Annotated in this window: 19 protein-coding genes; 13 read left to right on the top strand and 6 right to left on the bottom strand. The window is 62.5% G+C overall.

Going from position 1 to position 19,441, the window contains the following annotated elements:
• Window positions 1–135: 135 nt before the first annotated feature.
• From argJ to QQL85_RS15790, 3 genes are read left to right on the top strand one after another with little or no spacing between them, the layout of a single operon-like run.
• Window positions 136–1,353, top strand: a complete 1,218-nt coding sequence (argJ, locus tag QQL85_RS15800) for a bifunctional glutamate N-acetyltransferase/amino-acid acetyltransferase ArgJ (RefSeq protein ID WP_284354437.1) — start codon at window positions 136–138, stop codon at window positions 1,351–1,353.
• A 54-nt stretch (window positions 1,354–1,407) separates the two neighbouring features.
• Complete coding sequence (locus tag QQL85_RS15795; RefSeq protein ID WP_284354436.1) at window positions 1,408–2,040, top strand: glutathione S-transferase family protein; 633 nt, start codon at window positions 1,408–1,410, stop codon at window positions 2,038–2,040.
• A complete protein-coding gene (locus tag QQL85_RS15790; protein ID WP_284354435.1) occupies window positions 2,037–2,981 on the top strand; it encodes a Nudix family hydrolase in 945 nt (314 codons plus the stop codon). The genes QQL85_RS15795 and QQL85_RS15790 overlap by 4 nt, the downstream gene beginning before the upstream one ends.
• A 115-nt stretch (window positions 2,982–3,096) precedes the next feature.
• Here the strand turns inward: QQL85_RS15790 and QQL85_RS15785 are convergent, their stop codons facing one another.
• From QQL85_RS15785 to QQL85_RS15775, 3 genes are read right to left on the bottom strand one after another with little or no spacing between them, the layout of a single operon-like run.
• Window positions 3,097–3,663 (bottom strand): cob(I)yrinic acid a,c-diamide adenosyltransferase, encoded by a 567-nt coding sequence (locus QQL85_RS15785; RefSeq protein WP_284354434.1) that lies wholly within the window; start codon window positions 3,661–3,663, stop codon window positions 3,097–3,099.
• Between the two features lies 1 nt (window position 3,664).
• Window positions 3,665–5,689 (bottom strand): sensor histidine kinase, encoded by a 2,025-nt coding sequence (locus tag QQL85_RS15780; protein ID WP_284354433.1) that lies wholly within the window; start codon window positions 5,687–5,689, stop codon window positions 3,665–3,667.
• 38 nt (window positions 5,690–5,727) lie between these two features.
• Window positions 5,728–6,645 (bottom strand): putative 2-dehydropantoate 2-reductase, encoded by a 918-nt coding sequence (locus QQL85_RS15775; protein WP_284354432.1) that lies wholly within the window; start codon window positions 6,643–6,645, stop codon window positions 5,728–5,730.
• A 99-nt stretch (window positions 6,646–6,744) separates the two neighbouring features.
• On the opposite strand from QQL85_RS15775, the gene QQL85_RS15770 reads away from it, so the two are divergent.
• The 3 genes from QQL85_RS15770 to QQL85_RS15760 all read left to right on the top strand — a co-directional run bounded on the left by QQL85_RS15770 (window position 6,745) and on the right by QQL85_RS15760 (window position 9,539).
• Window positions 6,745–7,230: a YajQ family cyclic di-GMP-binding protein gene (locus QQL85_RS15770; protein ID WP_016488946.1), complete on the top strand. Its 486-nt coding sequence runs from the start codon at window positions 6,745–6,747 to the stop codon at window positions 7,228–7,230.
• 114 nt (window positions 7,231–7,344) lie between these two features.
• On the top strand, window positions 7,345–8,184 hold the full coding sequence (locus QQL85_RS15765; RefSeq protein ID WP_284354431.1) for a mechanosensitive ion channel family protein: 840 nt from the start codon (window positions 7,345–7,347) through the stop codon (window positions 8,182–8,184).
• 110 nt (window positions 8,185–8,294) lie between these two features.
• Entirely contained in the window at window positions 8,295–9,539 is a 1,245-nt protein-coding gene (locus tag QQL85_RS15760) for an MFS transporter (RefSeq protein ID WP_284354430.1), read from the top strand.
• Between the two features lie 133 nt (window positions 9,540–9,672).
• Here the strand turns inward: QQL85_RS15760 and QQL85_RS15755 are convergent, their stop codons facing one another.
• Complete coding sequence (locus QQL85_RS15755) at window positions 9,673–11,220, bottom strand: AmpG family muropeptide MFS transporter (RefSeq protein ID WP_284354429.1); 1,548 nt, start codon at window positions 11,218–11,220, stop codon at window positions 9,673–9,675.
• 43 nt (window positions 11,221–11,263) lie between these two features.
• Window positions 11,264–11,617 (bottom strand): MGMT family protein, encoded by a 354-nt coding sequence (locus QQL85_RS15750; protein WP_284354428.1) that lies wholly within the window; start codon window positions 11,615–11,617, stop codon window positions 11,264–11,266.
• A 152-nt stretch (window positions 11,618–11,769) separates the two neighbouring features.
• Here QQL85_RS15750 and QQL85_RS15745 point away from each other — a divergent pair, with 152 nt between their 5' ends.
• The 5 genes from QQL85_RS15745 to groL all read left to right on the top strand — a co-directional run bounded on the left by QQL85_RS15745 (window position 11,770) and on the right by groL (window position 16,356).
• On the top strand, window positions 11,770–12,780 hold the full coding sequence (locus tag QQL85_RS15745; RefSeq protein ID WP_284354427.1) for a DUF481 domain-containing protein: 1,011 nt from the start codon (window positions 11,770–11,772) through the stop codon (window positions 12,778–12,780).
• A gap of 91 nt (window positions 12,781–12,871) precedes the next feature.
• Window positions 12,872–13,603: a HugZ family protein gene (locus QQL85_RS15740; RefSeq protein WP_284354426.1), complete on the top strand. Its 732-nt coding sequence runs from the start codon at window positions 12,872–12,874 to the stop codon at window positions 13,601–13,603.
• 67 nt (window positions 13,604–13,670) lie between these two features.
• Window positions 13,671–14,132 (top strand): FxsA family protein, encoded by a 462-nt coding sequence (locus tag QQL85_RS15735; RefSeq protein WP_284354425.1) that lies wholly within the window; start codon window positions 13,671–13,673, stop codon window positions 14,130–14,132.
• 238 nt (window positions 14,133–14,370) lie between these two features.
• Window positions 14,371–14,664: a co-chaperone GroES gene (locus QQL85_RS15730; protein WP_003260750.1), complete on the top strand. Its 294-nt coding sequence runs from the start codon at window positions 14,371–14,373 to the stop codon at window positions 14,662–14,664.
• A 48-nt stretch (window positions 14,665–14,712) separates the two neighbouring features.
• Window positions 14,713–16,356, top strand: coding sequence for a chaperonin GroEL (gene groL, locus QQL85_RS15725; RefSeq protein WP_284354424.1), 1,644 nt, complete (start codon window positions 14,713–14,715; stop codon window positions 16,354–16,356).
• A 103-nt stretch (window positions 16,357–16,459) separates the two neighbouring features.
• On the opposite strand, the gene QQL85_RS15720 is transcribed toward groL, so the two are convergent.
• Entirely contained in the window at window positions 16,460–17,188 is a 729-nt protein-coding gene (locus QQL85_RS15720; RefSeq protein WP_284354423.1) for a phosphatase PAP2 family protein, read from the bottom strand.
• Between the two features lie 183 nt (window positions 17,189–17,371).
• Between QQL85_RS15720 and colR the strand changes: the two genes are divergently transcribed.
• Window positions 17,372–18,055: a two-component system response regulator ColR gene (gene colR, locus QQL85_RS15715; protein WP_003255215.1), complete on the top strand. Its 684-nt coding sequence runs from the start codon at window positions 17,372–17,374 to the stop codon at window positions 18,053–18,055.
• A complete protein-coding gene (locus tag QQL85_RS15710; RefSeq protein ID WP_284354422.1) occupies window positions 18,045–19,355 on the top strand; it encodes a sensor histidine kinase in 1,311 nt (436 codons plus the stop codon). The genes colR and QQL85_RS15710 overlap by 11 nt, the downstream gene beginning before the upstream one ends.
• The last annotated feature ends 86 nt before the right edge of the window (window positions 19,356–19,441 follow it).

Here is a 19,441-nt window from a genome sequence, read left to right as displayed (position 1 = left end):
CAAGGCCGCTCCCACAGGGACCGCGCCGCATCCAAGGCTGCGATGCCCTTGTGGGAGCGGCCTTGTGCCGCGAATGGGGCGCGAAGCGGCCCCGCTCTTCCATCATCATTTCACCGTTTTTCTAGGAGCGCTCTAATGGCTGTTGGTCTTGGTCCTTTGCCCACCCTGCACCCGGTTCCGGGTTTTGAACTCGGCATCGCTTCTGCCGGCATCAAGCGCCCGGGGCGCAAGGATGTGGTGGTCATGCGCTGTGCCGAAGGCTCCAGCGTGGCTGGCGTGTTCACCCTCAACGCCTTCTGCGCAGCGCCGGTGATCCTGTCCAAGCAGCGTGTACAGGGCACCGTGCGCTACTTGCTGACCAACACCGGTAATGCCAACGCCGGTACCGGCGCGCCAGGCCTGGCTGCTGCCGAGCGTACCTGCGCCAAGCTGGCCGAGCTGGCTGGCGTGCCGGCCGAGTCGGTACTGCCGTTCTCCACCGGCGTGATCGGCGAGCCGTTGCCAGTCGAGAAAATCGAAGGCGCGCTGCAGGCCGCCCTCGATAACCTGTCGGAAAACCACTGGGCTGAAGCCGCCACCGGCATCATGACCACTGACACCCTGCCCAAGGGCGCCAGCCGCCAGTTCCAGCACGATGGCGTGACCGTTACCGTCACCGGCATCAGCAAGGGTGCCGGCATGATCCGTCCGAACATGGCCACCATGCTCGGCTACATCGCGACCGACGCCAAAGTCGCGCCGGCAGTGCTCAAGGACCTGATGCTGGACGGCGCCAACAAGTCGTTCAACCGCATCACCATCGATGGCGACACTTCGACCAACGACTGCTGCATGCTGATCGCTACCGGCAAGGCCAATCTGCCGGAAGTGACCGAAGCCAGTGGCGCGCTGTTCGAAGCGCTGAAAAAGGCCGTGTTCGACGTGTGCATGGAAGTGGCTCAGGCCATCGTCCGTGACGGCGAAGGCGCTACCAAGTTCGTGACCGTGCAGGTCAACGGTGGCGGCAACCATCAGGAGTGCCTGGACGTCGGCTACGCCGTGGCTCACTCGCCGCTGATCAAGACCGCACTGTTCGCCTCCGACCCGAACTGGGGCCGTATCCTTGCCGCCGTTGGCCGTGCGGGCGTGCCTGAGCTGGACGTGAGCCTGATCGACGTGTACCTGGACAGCGTGTGCATCGCCAGCCAAGGCGGCCGCAGCCCAAGCTACACCGAAGCGCAAGGTTCGGCAGTGATGGCCCAGGAAGAGATCACCATCCGTATCGAGTTGGGCCGTGGTGCGTGCAGCGAAACCATCTGGACCACCGACCTTTCCCACGAGTATGTGAAGATCAACGCCGAGTACCGTACCTGATCCAAATGGGGCCGCATCGCGGCCCCAACATTTCCAAACGAATGGAGCCGAACCATGAGCTATCACCTGATCATCGGCGACAAGCTGTATTCCTCCTGGTCGCTGCGTGGCGCCTTGGCACTCGAGCTGGCTGGCGCGCCCTACGAAGAAACCCTGATCAAGCTCAACCAGCCTGATACCCGTCAGCGCATCCTCGCGTTCTCCGCCACTGGCAAGGTACCGCTGCTCAAAACCGAGCATGGCGTGATCGCCGACTCTCTGGCGATTGGCGAATACCTCAACGAACAGCACCCCGAAGCGCAGCTGTGGCCTGCCGACGTAGCCGCCCGCGCCCAAGCCCGTTCAGCCTGCGCGCAGATGCACAGCGGCTTCTTCGCGCTGCGTGGCGCCATGCCTTTCGACCTCTCGCGTGACAAGGCCCTGGACGATGTGCCGCTGGACGTGCAGGTCGATATCGACCGTATCGTTGCGCTGTGGTCCGAATGCCGCGTGGTGGCCAAGGACAGCGGCCCGTTCCTGTTCGGCAGGCCGAGCCTGGCCGATGCCTTCTTCGCCCCAGTGGCCGTGCGCTTGCGCACCTACCGTGTGGAGGTGCCGGCAGAGGCGGCCGCCTACATCGAGACCATTCATCAGTGGCCGGCCTTCAAAGCCTGGCAGCAGGCCGGCCTGGCGGAGTGTGAAGGGTGAAGCGGATTCATGTGGTAGCGGCCGTTATTCGCGGCAATGACGGCCGTATTCTGATCGCACGTCGGGCGGATACCCAGCACCAGGGAGGCCTGTGGGAGTTTCCGGGTGGCAAGGTAGAAGCGGGCGAAAGCGTTGAAGCGGCGCTGGCCCGTGAGCTGCGTGAGGAACTGGGCATCGAGGTGACCCGCTCGCGTGCGCTGATCAAGGTCAGCCATGACTACCCGGACAAACAGGTGCTGCTGGATGTGCGCGAAGTCGACGCGTTTACCGGCGATCCCCATGGCGCCGAAGGGCAGCCGCTGGAGTGGGTAGCCCCGCGCGACCTGTCGCAATACGAATTCCCAGAGGCCAACAAGCCGATCGTTGCTGCTGCGCGCCTGCCGGACCAATACCTGATTACCCCGGATGGCCTGGAAGTACCGCAGATGCTCAAGGGCATCCAGAAAGCCGTGGCCAACGGCATTCGCCTGATCCAGCTGCGCGCCCCGGACATGTACGACCCCAAATACCGCGACGTGGCGGTGGATGCGGTCGGGCTGTGTGCGGGCAAGGCACAGCTGATGCTCAAGGGGCCGCTGGAGTGGTTGGGTGACTTCCCCTCGGCGGGTTGGCACCTGACGGCTGCGCAGCTGCGCAAGTACGCGGCCAAGGGCAGGCCGTTCCCCAAGGAGCGCTGGCTGGCGGCATCCTGCCACAGCGCCGAGGAGCTGGCGCTGGCGGAGCAGATGGACGTGGACTTTGTCACCTTGTCGCCGGTGCAGGCGACCCAGACTCACCCCGAGGCGGTGCCGTTGGGGTGGGATGAGGTGCAGCGGTTGATTGCTGGGTTCAACAAGCCGGTTTACCTGCTGGGTGGGGTAGGGCCGGGTGAGCGCGAGCAAGCTTGGGAAGCCGGTGCACAAGGTGTGGCCGGGATCAGGGCGTTCTGGCCTGAAATTTGAGTCAATTGGGCCCCTGTGGGAGCGGGTTCACCCGCGAACACCGGCGCAGCCGGTGCCATACACCGCGTTGGATTCTTCGCGGGTAAACCCGCTCCCACAGGGAATAGCGTAAATTTCAGCCTTTCGGTTTCTCGGCAGGCTGCCACAGAACCTCAGCCACCCCCTGCCGCCGCCCAATGATCCGCGCCGCCACGAACAGCAGATCCGAAAGCCGGTTGATATACGCCAGCCCAACCCCCTCCAACGGCTCCACCGCATTCAACTGCTGGCACCGCCGCTCCGCACTACGCGCCAGGCACCGGCACACATGCGCCTGCGCCACCAGCGCCGAACCACTGGGCAAGATGAAGTTCTTCAACGGCCCCAGCTCTTCATTCCACACATCGATAGCCGCCTCCAGCCGCTCGACCTCCGCCAGGTTCAGCGCCTGGTAACTCGGCATTGCCAGCTCCCCCCCAAGGTCGAACAAGCGGTGCTGACACGGCGCCAGCACGGCGCTTACCTCATCCAGGCCTTGCTCCGCCAGCCCAGCCAGCAGCACACCCAACTGGCTGTTCAGGCTGTCGACCTCGCCAATCGCCTCGATCCGCGGGTGGTCCTTGGGTACCCGGCGGCCATCGCCCAAGCCGGTTTCGCCCTTGTCGCCGGTGCGGGTGTAAATCTTCGACAGGCGGTAGCCCATGTCATTTCTCCGTGTTGGCCGGCGCCGCCGGTTGGCCGAGGGGCAGGCGCAGGGTAAAGCAGGTGCCCTGGCCGGGCGTGGACTGCACTTCCATCTGCCCCTTGTGGTTATTGGTGATGATGAAGTACGAAACCGACAAGCCCAGCCCGGTACCTTGGCCGATTTCTTTCGTAGTGAAGAATGGTTCGAAGGTGCGTTTACGCACCGCCTCGGGCATGCCGACCCCATTGTCCTCGACCTGGATTTCTGCCCATGGCGGGTTCAGCCGGGTGCGCAGGGTAATGCGCCCAGGTTCACTTGGCTGCGGGCGCACATGAATAGCCTGGGCCGCGTTTTTCAGCAGATTGAGCAGTACCTGTTCCAGTTCGTTGGCGGTACATGGCACTGGCCCAAGGTCCGCGTCGAACTGGCGCACGATGGCTTGGCCCTTGAAGTCGAAGCCGATGGTCAGGTCAAAGTCGTTGCTGGCAATTTCCATCGCCTGGTCAATCAGCGCCGGCAAGTCGCAAGGTGCCAGTTGGCGGTTGCTGCGGCGGCTGAAGCTCAGCATATGGGTGACAATTTTCGCCGCCCGTGCGCCGGCCTGCTGGATGCCGTCGAGCAATTGCGGCACTTCGCGGCTGACCAGGTAGCGGTTGACCGTCGCCAGGTCGATGCCCTGCTCTTCGGCTTGTTCCTGGTTGCGTGGCAGCTCCGGTGACAGGCGTCGGCGGATGTTCTGCACGTTGTGCAAGATGGCGCCCAGCGGGTTGTTGATTTCGTGCGCCATACCGGCCGCCAGGCCGCCGACCGAAAGCATTTTCTCCGATTGCACCATCATCTCTTCCAGTGACAGGCGCTGGGTGATGTCGTCGATACGGATGACCACGCCGCGCCCGCCACCACCGGTCAGCGGATAGAAGGTCAGGGCGTAGTGGCGAAGGTCGTCGCCCTTGGGCCAGGTGACCCGCTCGATCTTCGCCACCCGATGCTTTTCCACCGTATCCTTCAGCTGCGGCAAGAATGGCTTGAGCGGCTCGAAGGCGATGAATACCGGCTGGTTGAGCGCTTCGTCCAGTGGCGTGCCGGAAAGCACCGTGGCTTCTTGGTTCCACTGGGTCACATAAAGCTGTTCGTCGAGGGCGATCAGCGCCGAGGGCATCGAGTCGATGATGCTGTTGAGGTAGTTCTGAAATCCGGTGAGCTTTTTCTCGATCTTGCTGCGTACCTGGACCTCCAGTTCAAGCTTGCGATTGGAGTGACGGGTTTCCTCGGCCAGGCCTTGAGCCTGGTCATAGGCGTCCTGAAATTCGTCGCGGGCACGCTTGAGTTGCTGCTCGCGGGCCTCAATGCGCGACAGCATGGTGTTGAAGGCCTCGGCCAGGCTGCCGATTTCATCGTCGTTACCGCGCCGGGCGCGCAAAGCGTAGCTCTCTTCTCGGGTGACCTGGCGGCTGAGCTCTTCAAGCTGGTTGATTGGCTGGGTGATCAGGCGTTTGATCTGCCGGGCGATAACGATCCACAGCAGGATGCTGAACACCAGGATGCCCAGGCTGGCGCTGAGAGTGCCGGTGTAGAAGGCAGTGGGCAGCTCGCTGCTGGCCACCAGCAGCAGGTGCGCCGGCGGGTTGGCGTCGCGCGGGATGCGGATCAGCTGGGTGCTGCGGAACTCCATCAGGCGCCAGCCGTCGATGTTGCGAAAGCGCTTGGGCAGGGTCAACGGATCGCCATGCTGCAATTGCGCCAGCAGGCGGCCGTCGCCACCGTAGACGGCTGCGGCGCGCAAAGGCGTGTAGCTGTCCAGCTCCTGGAGCAGGGCATTGGCGGTTTCCGGGGTGTCGCCAGCGCGTGCAGCCAGCTGCGGGTTGGCCACCAGCCGGCCGATGGTCTGCAGTGCCTGCGGCGCCATGCTTTCCTGGGTGATCCAGTAGGCAGCGCTGATGAACGTGAGGTTGGCCACCAGCAGGATGGTCACCAGCAATACCAGCAGGGCTGCCAGCAGCTTCTGTCCGACCGGGAGGTTTTCCAGGCGTTGGCGCAAGGTCATGGGTTAGGCAATGTCCGTATCCGGTTGAAGGGGCCGCATCAGTCGCAGGGCAAGCCACGCGCGCGCAAGTTATCGACCAGGCGCTGCAACAGGCGTTCCAGCTGGGGCAACTGCAGGCCGTGGCGCCCGGCTGCGCGGCAGGCATGGCCGAGCAGGTAATGCACCTCGGTGCGTCGGCCGGCGCGCACGTCCTGGTACATGGAAGAGTAGTTGGCTGCGGTGGCGAGGATCACCCGTTGCACTTCTTCGTCCAGCTCGACCGCAGCTTCCGGTTGGCCGCAGTGGCGCAACAACTGAGCCAGTTCGATGCACACCGCGTCCACTTCACCCAGGTGCCCCAGCAGCCCGCCGTTCTGGCAGTCGTGCAGCACGGTCAGTGGGTTGATGGCGCAGTTGAGCGCCAACTTGCGCCACAGGCGGGTGAGGATGTCCACGGTCCATTCAGCGGGTATGCCGGCTTCGTGCAGGTCATCGAACCAGGCTGGGATTGTCGGGTTACGCGGGTCGCCCAGCCAGTTGAAGCCATGGCCGGCAAAGCGCACCTGCCAATCGCCCTCGCGGAAAGCCCCTTCGGTGCTGGAGACGAAGATGCAGCGTGCGTGGGGCACCAGGTCGGCCACTTCGTCCTGGCTGCCCAGGCCATTCTGCAGCAACAGTACGTCGGCACCCTCTGCCAGACGTGTCGCTACCCCGGCAATGGCCGGGGCTGCATCGTAGGCCTTGCAGGCCACCAGCAGGCGGTGGATGGGGCCCTGCGCCTGTGCGGTTTCGGCGGGGACGGCGTAGTGGCGGGGCTGGTCCTGTTCGACCACGGTCAGGCCGCCGGCTTGCTGGTAGGACTGCAGCCGTTGCTCGTCGCGCAGGATCAGGCGCACTGCCTTGCCCGCGCGTGCCAGGCGACCAGCCCACAGGCTGCCCAGGCTACCTGCGCCGAGAATATGCCAGGTGCTGCTCATATGCGTTTCGCAACCCGTTATAATGAGCCCGCATTTTAACCGTCAAACCCAGCGCGCTCCATCTTCAGCCGAGCGCGCTTTTATTTTGGGAGAACAACCATGCCTTCGTTCGACGTGGTATCGGAACTGGACAAGCACGAAGTGCAGAACGCGGTCGACAACGCCATCAAGGAACTGGACCGCCGCTATGACCTCAAGGGCAAGGGCACCTTCGAGTTCAAGGACAAAGATCAGACCGTGATGCTCACTGCCGAAGAAGAGTTCCAGCTCGAAGCGATGCTGGAAATCCTGCGCCTGGCGCTGGTCAAGCGCAAGATCGACGTGAAGTGCCTGGAAACCAAAGACCCGTATCCTTCGGGCAAGGAAAAGAAACAGGAAGCCAAGTTCCGCGAAGGCATCGACAAGGACCTGGCCAAGAAGATCGTCGCCACCATCAAGGATGGCAAGCTGAAAGTGCAGGCCGCCATCCAGGGCGAGCAGGTGCGCGTCACCGGCAAGAAGCGTGACGACCTGCAGGAAGCCATTGCCCTGCTGCGCACCAAGGAATTCGACATGCCGCTGCAGTTCAACAACTTCCGCGACTGATGCAGGCAATGCCCGGAACCCCGATGGCCAAATGATGTCCATCGGTTCCATGGCCGCGTTGCGGATTGCGGCCGGTTTTACCGTGTACATGCCTTCAGGCATCAGGAGATGAATATGGATTTGAACGCTGAAGTCGATCAGCTCGTTCGCCAGTCCCAGACGTGGATCCCGTTGATCATGCAGTACGGCAGCCGTTTGCTGTTGGCGCTGCTGACACTGGCCATTGGCTGGTGGCTGATCAACCGGGTCAGTGCCCGCCTTGGCAAGCTGGCCGGGTTGCGCGCCGACGCGGCCCTGCAAGGGTTTATCAGCACCTTGTCGAACATTGTGCTGAAGGTGCTGCTGTTCGTCAGCGTGGCGTCGATGATCGGCATCGAGACCACCTCGTTCGTTGCCGCCATCGGTGCCGCGGGCCTGGCCATCGGCTTGGCGTTGCAGGGCAGCCTGGCGAACTTCGCCGGTGGTGTGCTGATTCTGATGTTCCGCCCGTTCCGCATCGGTGACTGGATCGAGGCGCAAGGCGTATCCGGTACCGTCGACAGCATCCAGATCTTCCATACGGTGCTGCGCACCGGTGACAACAAGACGGTGATCATGCCCAACGGCAGCCTGTCCAACGGCATCATTACCAACACCAACCGCCAGCCGACGCGCAAGGTGGTGTTCGATGTGGGCGTGGACTATGAGGCTGACCTGCAAAAGGCCCGCAACGTGCTGCTGAAGCTGGCGCAAGATCCACGCGTGCTGCCCGACCCGGCACCGCAAGCGGTGATTTCGACCCTGGGTGACAGCTCGATCACTGTGTCGTTGCGCCTGTGGGTCAAGACTGCCGACTACTGGGACATCATGTTCATGCTCAACGAGCATGCACGCGACCGGTTGAAGGCCGAAGGTATCGACATTCCGTTCCCGCAGCGGGTGATTCGTGTGGTGCAGGAGACTGCAACGCAGTAAACCGCATTGAAACCGGGGCGCAAGGCCCCGGTTTTTACACTTGTTCACAGCAATATCCCGCCATTTCTGGCATATAGCCTGACCCCAGCCGCCACACCCGATACGCCATCATGAAACCACTGCTCTACATCACCCCCCTGCGCGCCTTGCTGTTCGGCCTCACCCTGGCCCTGTTCGAGCTGTTGACCTACCTGGCCAGCGACGCGGTCATGCCGGCCATGCCAGTGGTGGTAGGCGACCTGAACGCCAGCCCTGAATACATCCCCCATGCCCTCAACCTGTACCTGTTGGGGGGCGTGGTGCTGCAATGGCTGATTGGCCCGCTGGCCGACCGATATGGCCGGCGCCCGCTGCTGCTGATTGGCTGCACGTTCTTCGGCCTGGCCTGCCTGGCCACCTTCTGGGTCCACGACATTGGCTTGTTCAACGTGCTGCGCCTGCTACAGGGTATTGGCCTGGGCTTCGTGGTCACGGTCAGCTACCCGGCCCTGAATGAAGCGTTCAGCGAGGCTGATGCCGTGCGCATGATGGCTTTGCTGGCCAACATCGCCTTGCTGTCACCCTTGCTGGGGCCGCTGGTGGGTACATTGCTGCTGCAGTGGCTGGATTGGCGCTGGCTGTTCGTGGCCTTTGCCATCGGCGCGGTGCTGGCCTGGGTGCTGTTGTACCGCCTGATGCCGGAAACCCTCGGTGTGGAGCGCCGTGACGGCTCGCGCCTGGCGTTCACGCCGATCCACCTGCTGCCGCTGCTGGCCGGTTATGGTCAGTTGCTGGCCAACCGCCGCTTCGTTGCTGGTAGCGCTGCCCTGGGCCTGGTCGGTTTGCCGCTGATTGGCTGGATCGGCCTGTCGCCGGTACTGCTGATTCACGATGAAGGGCTCAGCACCCTGGAATATGCCTTGTGGCAGCTGCCAGTATTCGGCGGGCTGATCCTTGGCAACCTGATCATCAACCGCATCGCCGACCGCTACCCGCTGCCGGCCTTGGTGCGAGGCGCGCTGTGGCCTTATCTGGCTGGCCTGTGCCTGATGGTGCTGGCGACCTGGTACTGGCCGAGTGTGACCAGCGTGGTGGCGGGCATGTCGCTGTACGCGCTGGGGCTGGGTGTGGCCAACGCGGTGCTGTACCGCATGACGTTGTTCTCCAGCGAACAGAGCAAGGGCCTGGTCTCGGCCATGTTGGGGATGATCACCATTGCCTTGCTGGGGCTGGGCGGGGCAGTGCTGGCCATGATCGGGGCCGGGGCCAGCTTGCTGCACTTCGCCTTGGCGGCAGGGGTGGCGGGGGCATTGGCGCTGTGGCCGCTGTGGTTTGTGGTAGGCGGGCGCTCTGGGGAAGGGGCTGTTACTCAGTAATCGCTATTACCTGTACCGGCCTCTTCGCGGGCTTGCCCGCTCCTACAGGTATCGCACGGTCTCCAAAACCTGTGCAGCACCTTGTGGGAGCGGGCAAGCCCGCGAAGAGGCCATTACAGGCTGTAGACGTCTCTCAGGGGCGCTCGGCCGCTGATCCTTCCTCTGCCACCGGCGTACCCCGCCCAGCTTCCTGGCGCCACTGCAGGGCGATCAGGATCAGCGTAGGCACACCCAGCAATGCGGTAATCAGGAAGAAGTCGTGGTAACCGAACTTCTCCACCATGACGCCCGAATACCCACCGATCAACCTTGGCAATAACAGCATGATCGAGCTGAGCAGCGCATATTGGGTTGCCGAAAACTTCAGGTTGGTCAGGCTCGACAGGTAGGCAACGAAGGCCGAGGTGGCCATGCCGGAGCTGAAGTTGTCCAGCGAGATGGTCACCACCAGCATTTCCAGGTTCGGGCCCATATCGGCCAGCATCAGGAACAGGATGTTGGTGCCGGCTGACGCTACGCCGCCGATGAACAGGATCGGCATGATGCCGAAGCGCACGATCAGCAGCCCACCGACCCCGGCGCCGACCAAGGTCATGATCAGGCCGAAGATCTTGCTGACGCTGGCGATCTGGTCTTTGGTGAAGCCCATGTCGATGTAGAACACGTTGGCCATGACGCCCATCACGGTGTCCGACATGCGATAGGTAGCGATCAGGCCGAGCAGCAGCAGTGCCTGCCAGCGGTAGCGGGCGATGAAGTCGTTGACCGGGGTCAGCACGGGGGCCAGGCCGCGACGGCCGAGGCTCGACAGGCACGCCCAGGTCAGCAGCACATAAAGGATCAGACGCAGGAAGGCACGGTCTTCCAGCAGCAGGTCAAGCGGTGTGGCGTCACCCGAGATGACAGTGGACCAGCCGGTGTTGAACATCTGCGTGAAGCTGGCAGGTACCGACACCAGCAGAATGATCAGCACGAACACCGAGGCCATCTGATGCACCAGCCCGTAGCGTGCTGCCGAAAGCTGGGTACGCATGGGCACTGGCGGTTCGCGCATGACCAAGGTGGTGAACAGGGCGGGCACCATCATCACCCCGAACATCACATAAGTGCCGGCCCAGGCCTTGTGCAGGTAGCTGAAGCCGGTTGAACCGAACCACTCGGCGAAGAACAGGGCACCCGCGGTGGCGAGCAGGGCTGCTACCCGGTAGCCAGCCATGTAGCTGGCTGCGAGCGCGGCCTGGCGCTGGTCGTCAGCGATTTCCAGACGGTAGGCGTCGACGGCAATGTCCTGGGTTGCCGAGGCGAAGGCCACCAGCACGGCCATGGCGATCAGCCATGACAGATGTTGTTGCGGATCGCACAGGCTCATGCCGACCAGGCCGATGACCACCAGCGCTTGCGACAGCAGCAGCCAGGAGCGTCGGCGCCCCAGGCCACCAAGCAGCGGCAGGCGCCATTGGTCGAGCAGCGGCGACCACACCCATTTGAAGGCGTAGGCCAGGCCGATCAGGCTGGCGTAACCAATGGTTTCACGGGCTACGCCCGCTTCGCGCAACCACACCGACAGTGTCGAGAACACCAGCATGTAGGGCAGGCCGGCGGCGAAACCGAGTAGCAAAAGTACCAAGGTTGACGGGCTGGCATAGGCAGCAAGCGCAGCGCGCCAGGTTTTACGGGGCATGGGCCAACATCTGCCTCAAGTTTGCGAAAACAAAGCGCGCACTCTAACCGCTGTGCTCCATTGGGCGCCAGCCATGGCGCGTCATATCCACACGATTGTTGGTTACATTGACACCTTCCGCGCGCAATCGCGCCCTTTGTTCATCCCCCGACGGGGTACCCAATGCCAGGCTCAGCCGGCCACCTGCGCCGAGCACCCGGTGCCAGGGCAAACGGGTGTCCGCAGGCAACTGTCCGAGTGTGCGCCCGACCCAGCGCGCCGCGCGGCCGAGGCCCGCCAGTTCGGCCAGTTGGCCATAACTCACCACCTTGCCGGATGGGACCTGCCCCAGTACTGAATATAGCGCCGTTCGTCGGCCCTCGGCGGATTCGAGGGCGTGCTCATATCCATCAGACATCACGCCCCCCTTGGGCTGCAGATGAAAACGGACCGGTGGTCCGGCAAATGAGAGTTGAACTCAACGGCATACGCTCGGTCTGTCCTTGCTCTGGTCGTCGGTATCTGGATAATGCCCGGCTTTTTTCGTCAAATCGAACCCGTAGTCCGCTTATGTATTCTAGATCCTTGTTGTGCCTGCTAGCTGCTTCCCTGTGCGCCGCCCCGGTGTTCGCCGACACCGTGTGGATGAAGAACGGTGACCGGCTCAGCGGCAAGATCAAAGTGTTCGACGGCGGCAAGCTGCTGCTGGAAACCCCTTACGGCGGGTCCATCGCCCTGGACTGGAAAGAGGTCCAGACCCTGGAGAGCGACCAGGAAATGCTGGTCAAGCAGGACGCCTACAACGGTGAGAAGGCCAAGTCGCTGAAGGCCGCCGAGCCTGGCAAGGTGACCTTGGCCAATGGCGAAGCGCCCAAGACCGTGGAACTGGCCAGCATCGAGCAGATCATGAAGCCCAAGCCGCTGGTCGAGGACTTCGTGTGGAAAGGCAACGTCGATGTGGCTCTGGACTACAAGCGCGCCGAGAACGACACCGACGATTACGACGTTGGCTTCAAGACCACCGCCCGCCATGGCCGCTGGCGGCACAACGCCGAAGGTGAGTACAACCGCGAAACCAAGGACGATGTCACCACCACCGATAACTGGAGCGCCGAGTACGCGCTGGACCGCTTCATGACCGAGAAGTGGTTCTGGCAGGGCCGAGCGGAATACAAGCGGGACCGCATCGAAGACCTGGCTCGCCAGCGCACCGTGGGTACCGGCCCGGGTTACCAGTTCTGGGACGACGAGTTGGGGGCGTTCTCGCTGGGCTCCCTGGTCAACCGTACCGACTTCGAGTACCAGGACGGCGCCAAAGACAACTTCTATTCCGCAGCGGTGAAGTGGGACTACACCCGCTACCTGATCGGCAAGAACGTGCAACTGTTCACCAACGGCGAGTTCGCCAAGCCACTGGGTGGCGTGGCCAATTACTCGCTGGATGCGGAAGTTGGCTTGCGCTACAAGGTCACCGAGTGGGCTTCGCTGAACCTCAAGGCGGAGAAGGACATCATCTCTGGCACGCGTGAGAGCGATCTGGACAAGACCCGCTATACCGCTGGCTTCGGCGTGACCTGGTAAATCGACGGGGCTGCGCAGCAGCCCCATTGGCACTGGAACTGATAATGCTTATCTTGTCCCCATCCAGTCCGCTGCCAGGAGCCATCCCCAAGTGAGTACCAACGCCATTCGCCCCGCCCGGGAACTGCTGCTCAAGGAATACCGCGGCGTGCTCTCGACCCATTCCAAGTCGATGCCCGGCTACCCCTTCGGCTCGGTCGTGCCCTACTGCCTGGACGCCCACGGCAACCCGCTGATCCTCATCAGCCGCATCGCCCAGCACACCCACAACCTGCAGAAAGACCCCAAGTGCTCGCTGCTGGTGGGGGAGCGCGAAGCTGAAGATGTGCAAGCCGTGGGGCGCCTGACCGTGATGGCCGAAGCGCACAAGCTGGTCGACGAAGCGGCTGTCGAGGCGGCTGCCGAACGCTACTACCGCTACTTCCCGGACGCTGCCAACTATCACAAGGCACACGATTTCGACTTCTGGGTCTTGCAGCCCGTGCGGCATCGCTACATTGGCGGCTTTGGCGCGATCCACTGGCTCGACCAGGTGACCTTGGCCAACCCGTTCGCTGGCAAGGCCGAGGCGAGCATGGTCGAGCACATGAACAGTGACCACGCCAATGCCATCGCCCACTATGTGGAACTGACCGATTTGCCGCGCCATTCGCCGGCGCAAATGGTGGGTGTAGACAGCGAAGGCATGCACCTGCGCATTGGCCAGGCGGTGCACTGGTTGCCTTTCCCCAGTATTTGCAACACGCCGACACAAGTCCGCGAAGCCCTTGTTTTGCTGGCGCGCGCCGACCAGTGGCCGGTTGCGACAGACGTCGAGGGTTGAAAAACCGAGCACACGCATCCATCTGTTGGTCTGACAGGAAGGTTGTCTTCCAACGAGGATTGCTTTGATGCGTGCTTTTCTACTGTTGCTTCTGCTGTTTCCCGTGCTGGAGCTGTTCGTCTTCGTGAAGGTCAGCGCGGCCATCGGGTTCTTCCCGGCGCTGCTGCTGATCATCGCCGGCTCCGCCCTGGGTGTGTTGGTGATGCGCGTGGCCGGCCTGGCCACCGCACTGCGCGCCCGTGAAAGCCTGCAGCGTGGCGAGCTGCCCGCCGAGGACATGTTCCAGGGCATGATGCTGGCCGTCGGTGGCGGCCTGCTGCTGCTGCCAGGCTTCATCAGCGACGTGCTGGGCCTGCTGTGCCTGTTGCCGTTCACCCGCCACTTGGCCGCGCGCAAAATGCGCGAGCGTGCCGAAGCCCAGGCGATGCGCCAGCGTGCGTTCCAGGACGACCCGTTCCAGGCGCAGCCGCGTGAAAGCGGTCACCGTCCGAATGTGATCGAAGGCGAGTACGAGCGCCGCGACAAGTAAGAACCGGGGGCCGCTTTGCGGCCCCCGGTTTGTGGGCTAATGAAAAATTTTCTGAAACAAGCCTTGTAATTGAATATGGCGGCCTCATGTATGTGGTCACCGCAAGGTTTCTGGTGGAAACGCCAGACATGACACAGGTGGTTCGCCCATTGCGGGCCACCCCCGGCTACGCCGGACCGCATCTACCCGCCGGTGTCGATACCGGCCGATGAAAACCACAATTTGGGAGAGATCGACAATGAAGCTTCGTCCTCTGCATGACCGCGTCGTTATCCGCCGCAGCGAAGAAGAATCGAAAACCGCTGGCGGTATCGTCCTGCCGGGTTCGGCCGCTGAAAAACCAAACCGCGGTGAAGTTGTTGCCGTCGGCACCGGTCGCATCCTGGACAACGGCGAAGTTCGCGCGCTGGCCGTGAAAGTGGGTGACAAAGTGGTCTTCGGCCCTTACTCGGGCAGCAACACCGTGAAAGTCGATGGCGAAGACCTGCTGGTCATGGCCGAGAACGAAATCCTCGCCGTTATCGAAGGCTGATTTCCCCGACTTCCCGTTACTCCAAAGAATTCCAAGGATTAAACGATCATGGCTGCTAAAGACGTAAAATTCGGCGATTCCGCTCGTAAGAAAATGCTGGTTGGTGTCAACGTTCTGGCTGACGCGGTAAAAGCGACCCTGGGCCCGAAAGGCCGTAACGTGGTATTGGCCAAGAGCTTCGGCGCGCCAACCATCACCAAGGACGGCGTTTCCGTCGCCAAAGAAATCGAACTGAAAGACGCCTTCGAAAACATGGGCGCCCAGCTGGTCAAGGAAGTTGCTTCCAAGGCCAACGATGCTGCCGGTGACGGCACCACCACCGCTACCGTTCTGGCTCAGGCCATCGTCAACGAAGGCCTGAAAGCCGTCGCTGCCGGCATGAACCCGATGGACCTGAAGCGCGGTATCGACAAGGCCACTGCTGCCGTTGTTGCCGAGCTGAAGAACCTGTCCAAGCCATGCGCCGACTCCAAGGCCATCGCCCAGGTAGGCACCATCTCTGCCAACTCCGACGACTCCATCGGCAACATCATTGCCGAAGCCATGGAAAAAGTCGGTAAAGAAGGCGTGATCACCGTTGAAGAAGGCTCCGGCCTGGAAAACGAACTGTCCGTCGTAGAAGGCATGCAGTTCGACCGTGGCTACCTGTCGCCGTACTTCGTCAACAAGCCGGACACCATGGTTGCCGAGCTGGAAGGCCCGCTGCTGCTGCTGGTCGACAAGAAGATCTCCAACATCCGTGAGCTGCTGCCAGTTCTGGAAGCCGTTGCCAAGGCCGGCCGTCCACTGCTGATCGTTGCCGAAGACGTTGAAGGCGAAGCGCTGGCTACCCTGGTAGTCAACAACATGCGCGGCATCGTCAAGGTTGCTGCGGTCAAGGCACCAGGCTTCGGCGACCGCCGCAAAGCCATGCTGCAGGACATCGCCGTCCTGACTGGCGGCCAGGTCATCTCCGAAGAAATCGGCCTGTCCCTGGAAACCGCTACCCTGGAGCACCTGGGTAACGCCAAGCGTGTGACCCTGTCCAAGGAAAACACCATCATCATCGACGGCGCTGGCGCCGAAGACGACATCCAGGCTCGCGTCAAACAGATCCGCGCCCAGATCGAAGAAACGTCTTCGGACTACGACCGTGAGAAGCTGCAAGAGCGTCTGGCCAAGCTGGCTGGCGGTGTTGCCGTGATCAAGGTCGGTGCTGGCACCGAAGTTGAAATGAAAGAGAAGAAAGCCCGCGTTGAAGACGCCCTGCACGCTACCCGTGCAGCCGTCGAAGAAGGTGTGGTGCCTGGCGGTGGTGTTGCCCTGGTTCGCGCCCTGGCTGCCATTGTCGACCTGAAAGGCGACAACGAAGACCAGAACGTCGGTATCGCCCTGCTGCGTCGCGCTGTTGAGGCCCCGCTGCGCCAGATCACTGCCAACGCCGGCGACGAGCCAAGCGTTGTCGCTGACAAGGTCAAGCAAGGTTCGGGTAACTTCGGTTACAACGCTGCTACCGGCGAATACGGCGACATGATCGAGATGGGTATCCTGGACCCAGCCAAGGTCACCCGTTCGGCCCTGCAAGCTGCTGCTTCGATTGGCGGTCTGATGATCACCACCGAAGCCATGATTGCTGACGCTCCGAGCGAAGCCCCAGCTGGCGGCGGCATGCCAGACATGGGCGGCATGGGTGGCATGGGCGGCATGATGTAAGCCAGCCTTACCCTCCGCACCATCAAAAAGCCCCGGTTCGTGAGAACCGGGGCTTTTTCGTTTTCCCTGTGAGGGCCATTGGGGCCGCAAAGCGGCCCCTCGGTCAGGCGACGCTACGTTCGACAGCTGGCGCTTCCACCACACCCCGCCGATACAGAACCAGGTAATACGACCCCAACCCGATCAACCAGCAGAACACTGCCGTCCACACGTTGTGCGATAGGAAGTGCGCCCCCTGCATCATCCTGCCCACCGACAGCACCGACCCGGCGACAAATGCCACCGCCAGTGCCACCCGCGCCAATCGTGGCTTGCGATCACGCAGCATGAAGAACAGGCCAAACAGGCAGAAGCCGGTCGCTGCATGCCCACCCGGCCAGCACAGCCCGGCTTTGTCGGTAGCAGGCCGTGGTTCCAGCAACTTGCTGTAGGTTTCCGTGCCGCCAAACTGGGTCAGGCTCCATGGGCACTGCACCTGAGTCACCTTTTTCAACGGCGTGACAAACGCCGTGGACAGGCCCAGTGCCAGCACCAGGCAGCCCAGCTCGCGGCGCCAGCCGAACAGGCGCTTCCAGACGAAGCTGGCGGCAAACGTCAGCAGCGAAAGCACCCCCAGCAAGATCACCACTTGCTTGACCCGGTCGTGCAGGATGTTTTCCAGCAAGTAGCTGTGACGGCCAATGAACTGCCCGGCGGCAGGGTCGAAGAACAGGTTGGCCACATCCATGTCGATCGACGTCAGCTCCAGCAGGATCAAGGCCAGCGCGGTCGCCAAGGGTATGCCCAGGTACAGCCAGAAATTGATCGGGCGAGGGCGGGTTCGTTGCTGCATGGCGGCTCCAGGGCACGAAAAAGATCGGGCATTGTCGGTCGCCCGCTATCCTGTGTCCGTGAAGGATCAGTGAAAAAACCGTCAAGTGCGGTGAATTTTCCCGGGGGCTGGCACCGTGCAAGCATAGGCCTTAAGCTGCGCCTGCCGCGCACCACAGCGAGAAGCGCCGCACAGGAGAAACCGATGCGCATTCTTTTGGTTGAAGACAACCGCGATATCCTGGCCAACCTGGCCGATTACCTTGGTATGAAAGGCTACACCGTTGACTGCGCCCAGGATGGCCTGTCCGGCCTGCACCTGGCTGCCACCGAACACTACGACCTGATCGTGCTCGACATCATGCTGCCCGGTATCGATGGCTATACCTTGTGCAAGCGCCTGCGCGAAGACGCCCGCCGGGACACGCCGGTGATCATGCTCACCGCCCGCGACCAGTTGGATGACCGTTTGCAAGGCTTCCGCTCCGGGGCTGATGATTACCTGCTCAAGCCGTTCGCCCTGTCGGAGCTGGCGGCGCGCATCGAAGCAGTGCTGCGCCGTGCCCAGGGCGGAGGGCGCCGCACCTTGCAGGTGGCCGACCTCAGTTACGACCTCGACACCTTGGAAGTTACCCGCCAGGGCCGCCTGCTCAAGCTCAACCCGGTCGGCCTCAAGCTGCTGGCCGTGCTGATGCAGAAAAGCCCGCATGTACTGCGCCGCGAAGTACTGGAAGAAGCCTTGTGGGGCGACGACTGCCCTGACAGCGACAGCCTGCGCAGCCATGTGCACCAGCTGCGCCAAGTGATCGACAAACCGTTTGAAAAACCGTTGCTGCATACCGTCCATGGCGTCGGCTATCGCCTCGCCGAGGGCCGCGATGGAGTTTAAGCAAAGCCTTGCCCAGCGCATCATCATCGCCTTTGCGTTGATGAGTGCGCTGGTGGCCGGGGCCTTCGCCTTTGGCATCGTCGCCACCGTGCACCTGGTTGAAGAGCGGCTGATTTCCTCGGTACTGGGTGGCGACCTGCAGCGCCTGCTGCGCATGGACAGCGTCAGCGACTGGAGCCACCGGCCACGCCCCGACCAACTGTTCTACTTCAGCGGTGGGCGAGACGATTTCGAACTGCCCAAGGACCTGCGCCACCTCGACCGGGGCTTCCACGAAGTGTTCCGCGATCAGCTGTCGTACCACGCCATGGTCGAGATCGTCGATGGCCGCCGATATGTGCTGCTGCAGGACCAGAGCGATTTCGAAGAGCGTGAGCGCGTGCTGTTCGCCGTGGTGGTGGTGGGCTTCGTGCTCAGCCTGGTGCTGGCGGTCATCCTTGGCTGGCTGGTGGCACGCCGTGTGATGGCACCGGTCGTGCGCCTGGCGCGCCAGGTGCGGCATCGCGACCAGTTATTGGGCCTGGCCCCACCGCTGGCGCCGGACTATGCGGCGGACGAAGTAGGCCAGTTGGCGGTAGCCTTCGACGATACCTTGGGCCGCCTGCGCGACGCGCTGACCCGCGAGCGGCTGTTCACCAGCGATGTCAGCCACGAACTGCGCACGCCCTTGATGGTGCTGGCCACCTCGTGCGAACTGCTGATGGAAAACCCGACGCTGGACGCACGTTCGCGCAGCCAGGTCGAGCGCGTGGCGCGGGCTACGGAAGAAATGCGTGAGCTGGTCCAGACCTTCCTGATGCTGGCCCGAGCGCAACGTGATGAGGGCGCGGTGGCCTCGAGGGCAACCCTGCGGGAAGTGGCCGACGAACTCATCGGTGTGTGGCGCGACACTATCGAGCAGAAGGGCCTCACCCTGTATTTCGACGGACGCGTCAGCGCCAGCCCCGTGTTGTACAACGCCACGTTCCTGCAGTCGGTGATGGGCAATCTGCTGCGCAATGCCGCCCACTATACTGACGGTGGCTATATCCGCTTAAGCCTGGAGGCCAATGGCTTCAGTGTGGAAGACAGCGGCGTGGGCATCCCCGAAGAACAGCGCGAGGCGATGTTCAAACCGTTCGTACGTGGCGATGAGCGGCGCGGCGAGGGCCTGGGCCTGGGGCTGTCGCTGGTGCAGAGGATCTGTGACGACCAGGGCTGGCATGTCACCCTGACATCCACCTTGCCGCACGGTTGTCGTTTCCAGGTGGACTTGAGTAATTCCGCAGCCAAGAGCGACTCGGACGCGTTGGTCGAGTAATCTCTTGTAACAGGTCATCGGGCGCGCAACATTTTTTTCACATTGGCATGACCTGATTCCAACGCTTGCCTACCTAATGTGGGTGG

Origin of the sequence: Pseudomonas putida, from assembly GCF_030159595.1 — a bacterium.
In the GTDB taxonomy this organism is placed as follows: domain Bacteria; phylum Pseudomonadota; class Gammaproteobacteria; order Pseudomonadales; family Pseudomonadaceae; genus Aquipseudomonas; species Aquipseudomonas putida_AC.
Note: the sequence above shows the minus strand (reverse complement) of the source record. Positions and strands in the feature narration are given on the sequence as shown.

Excerpts from the sequence above, each read along its gene's own strand:
- QQL85_RS15710 (WP_284354422.1), top strand. The coding sequence starts at position 18,045 with ATGGAGTTTAAGCAAAGCCTTGCCCAGCGCATCATCATCGCCTTTGCG.
- QQL85_RS15765 (WP_284354431.1), top strand. The coding sequence starts at position 7,345 with ATGGATTTGAACGCTGAAGTCGATCAGCTCGTTCGCCAGTCCCAGACG.
- QQL85_RS15745 (WP_284354427.1), top strand. The coding sequence starts at position 11,770 with ATGTATTCTAGATCCTTGTTGTGCCTGCTAGCTGCTTCCCTGTGCGCC.
- QQL85_RS15755 (WP_284354429.1), bottom strand. The coding sequence starts at position 11,220 with ATGCCCCGTAAAACCTGGCGCGCTGCGCTTGCTGCCTATGCCAGCCCG.
- QQL85_RS15785 (WP_284354434.1), bottom strand. The coding sequence starts at position 3,663 with ATGGGCTACCGCCTGTCGAAGATTTACACCCGCACCGGCGACAAGGGC.
- QQL85_RS15775 (WP_284354432.1), bottom strand. The coding sequence starts at position 6,645 with ATGAGCAGCACCTGGCATATTCTCGGCGCAGGTAGCCTGGGCAGCCTG.
- QQL85_RS15730 (WP_003260750.1), top strand. The coding sequence starts at position 14,371 with ATGAAGCTTCGTCCTCTGCATGACCGCGTCGTTATCCGCCGCAGCGAA.
- argJ (WP_284354437.1), top strand. The coding sequence starts at position 136 with ATGGCTGTTGGTCTTGGTCCTTTGCCCACCCTGCACCCGGTTCCGGGT.
- QQL85_RS15735 (WP_284354425.1), top strand. The coding sequence starts at position 13,671 with ATGCGTGCTTTTCTACTGTTGCTTCTGCTGTTTCCCGTGCTGGAGCTG.
- QQL85_RS15720 (WP_284354423.1), bottom strand. The coding sequence starts at position 17,188 with ATGCAGCAACGAACCCGCCCTCGCCCGATCAATTTCTGGCTGTACCTG.
- QQL85_RS15760 (WP_284354430.1), top strand. The coding sequence starts at position 8,295 with ATGAAACCACTGCTCTACATCACCCCCCTGCGCGCCTTGCTGTTCGGC.
- QQL85_RS15770 (WP_016488946.1), top strand. The coding sequence starts at position 6,745 with ATGCCTTCGTTCGACGTGGTATCGGAACTGGACAAGCACGAAGTGCAG.
- QQL85_RS15750 (WP_284354428.1), bottom strand. The coding sequence starts at position 11,617 with ATGTCTGATGGATATGAGCACGCCCTCGAATCCGCCGAGGGCCGACGA.
- groL (WP_284354424.1), top strand. The coding sequence starts at position 14,713 with ATGGCTGCTAAAGACGTAAAATTCGGCGATTCCGCTCGTAAGAAAATG.
- QQL85_RS15795 (WP_284354436.1), top strand. The coding sequence starts at position 1,408 with ATGAGCTATCACCTGATCATCGGCGACAAGCTGTATTCCTCCTGGTCG.
- QQL85_RS15780 (WP_284354433.1), bottom strand. The coding sequence starts at position 5,689 with ATGACCTTGCGCCAACGCCTGGAAAACCTCCCGGTCGGACAGAAGCTG.
- colR (WP_003255215.1), top strand. The coding sequence starts at position 17,372 with ATGCGCATTCTTTTGGTTGAAGACAACCGCGATATCCTGGCCAACCTG.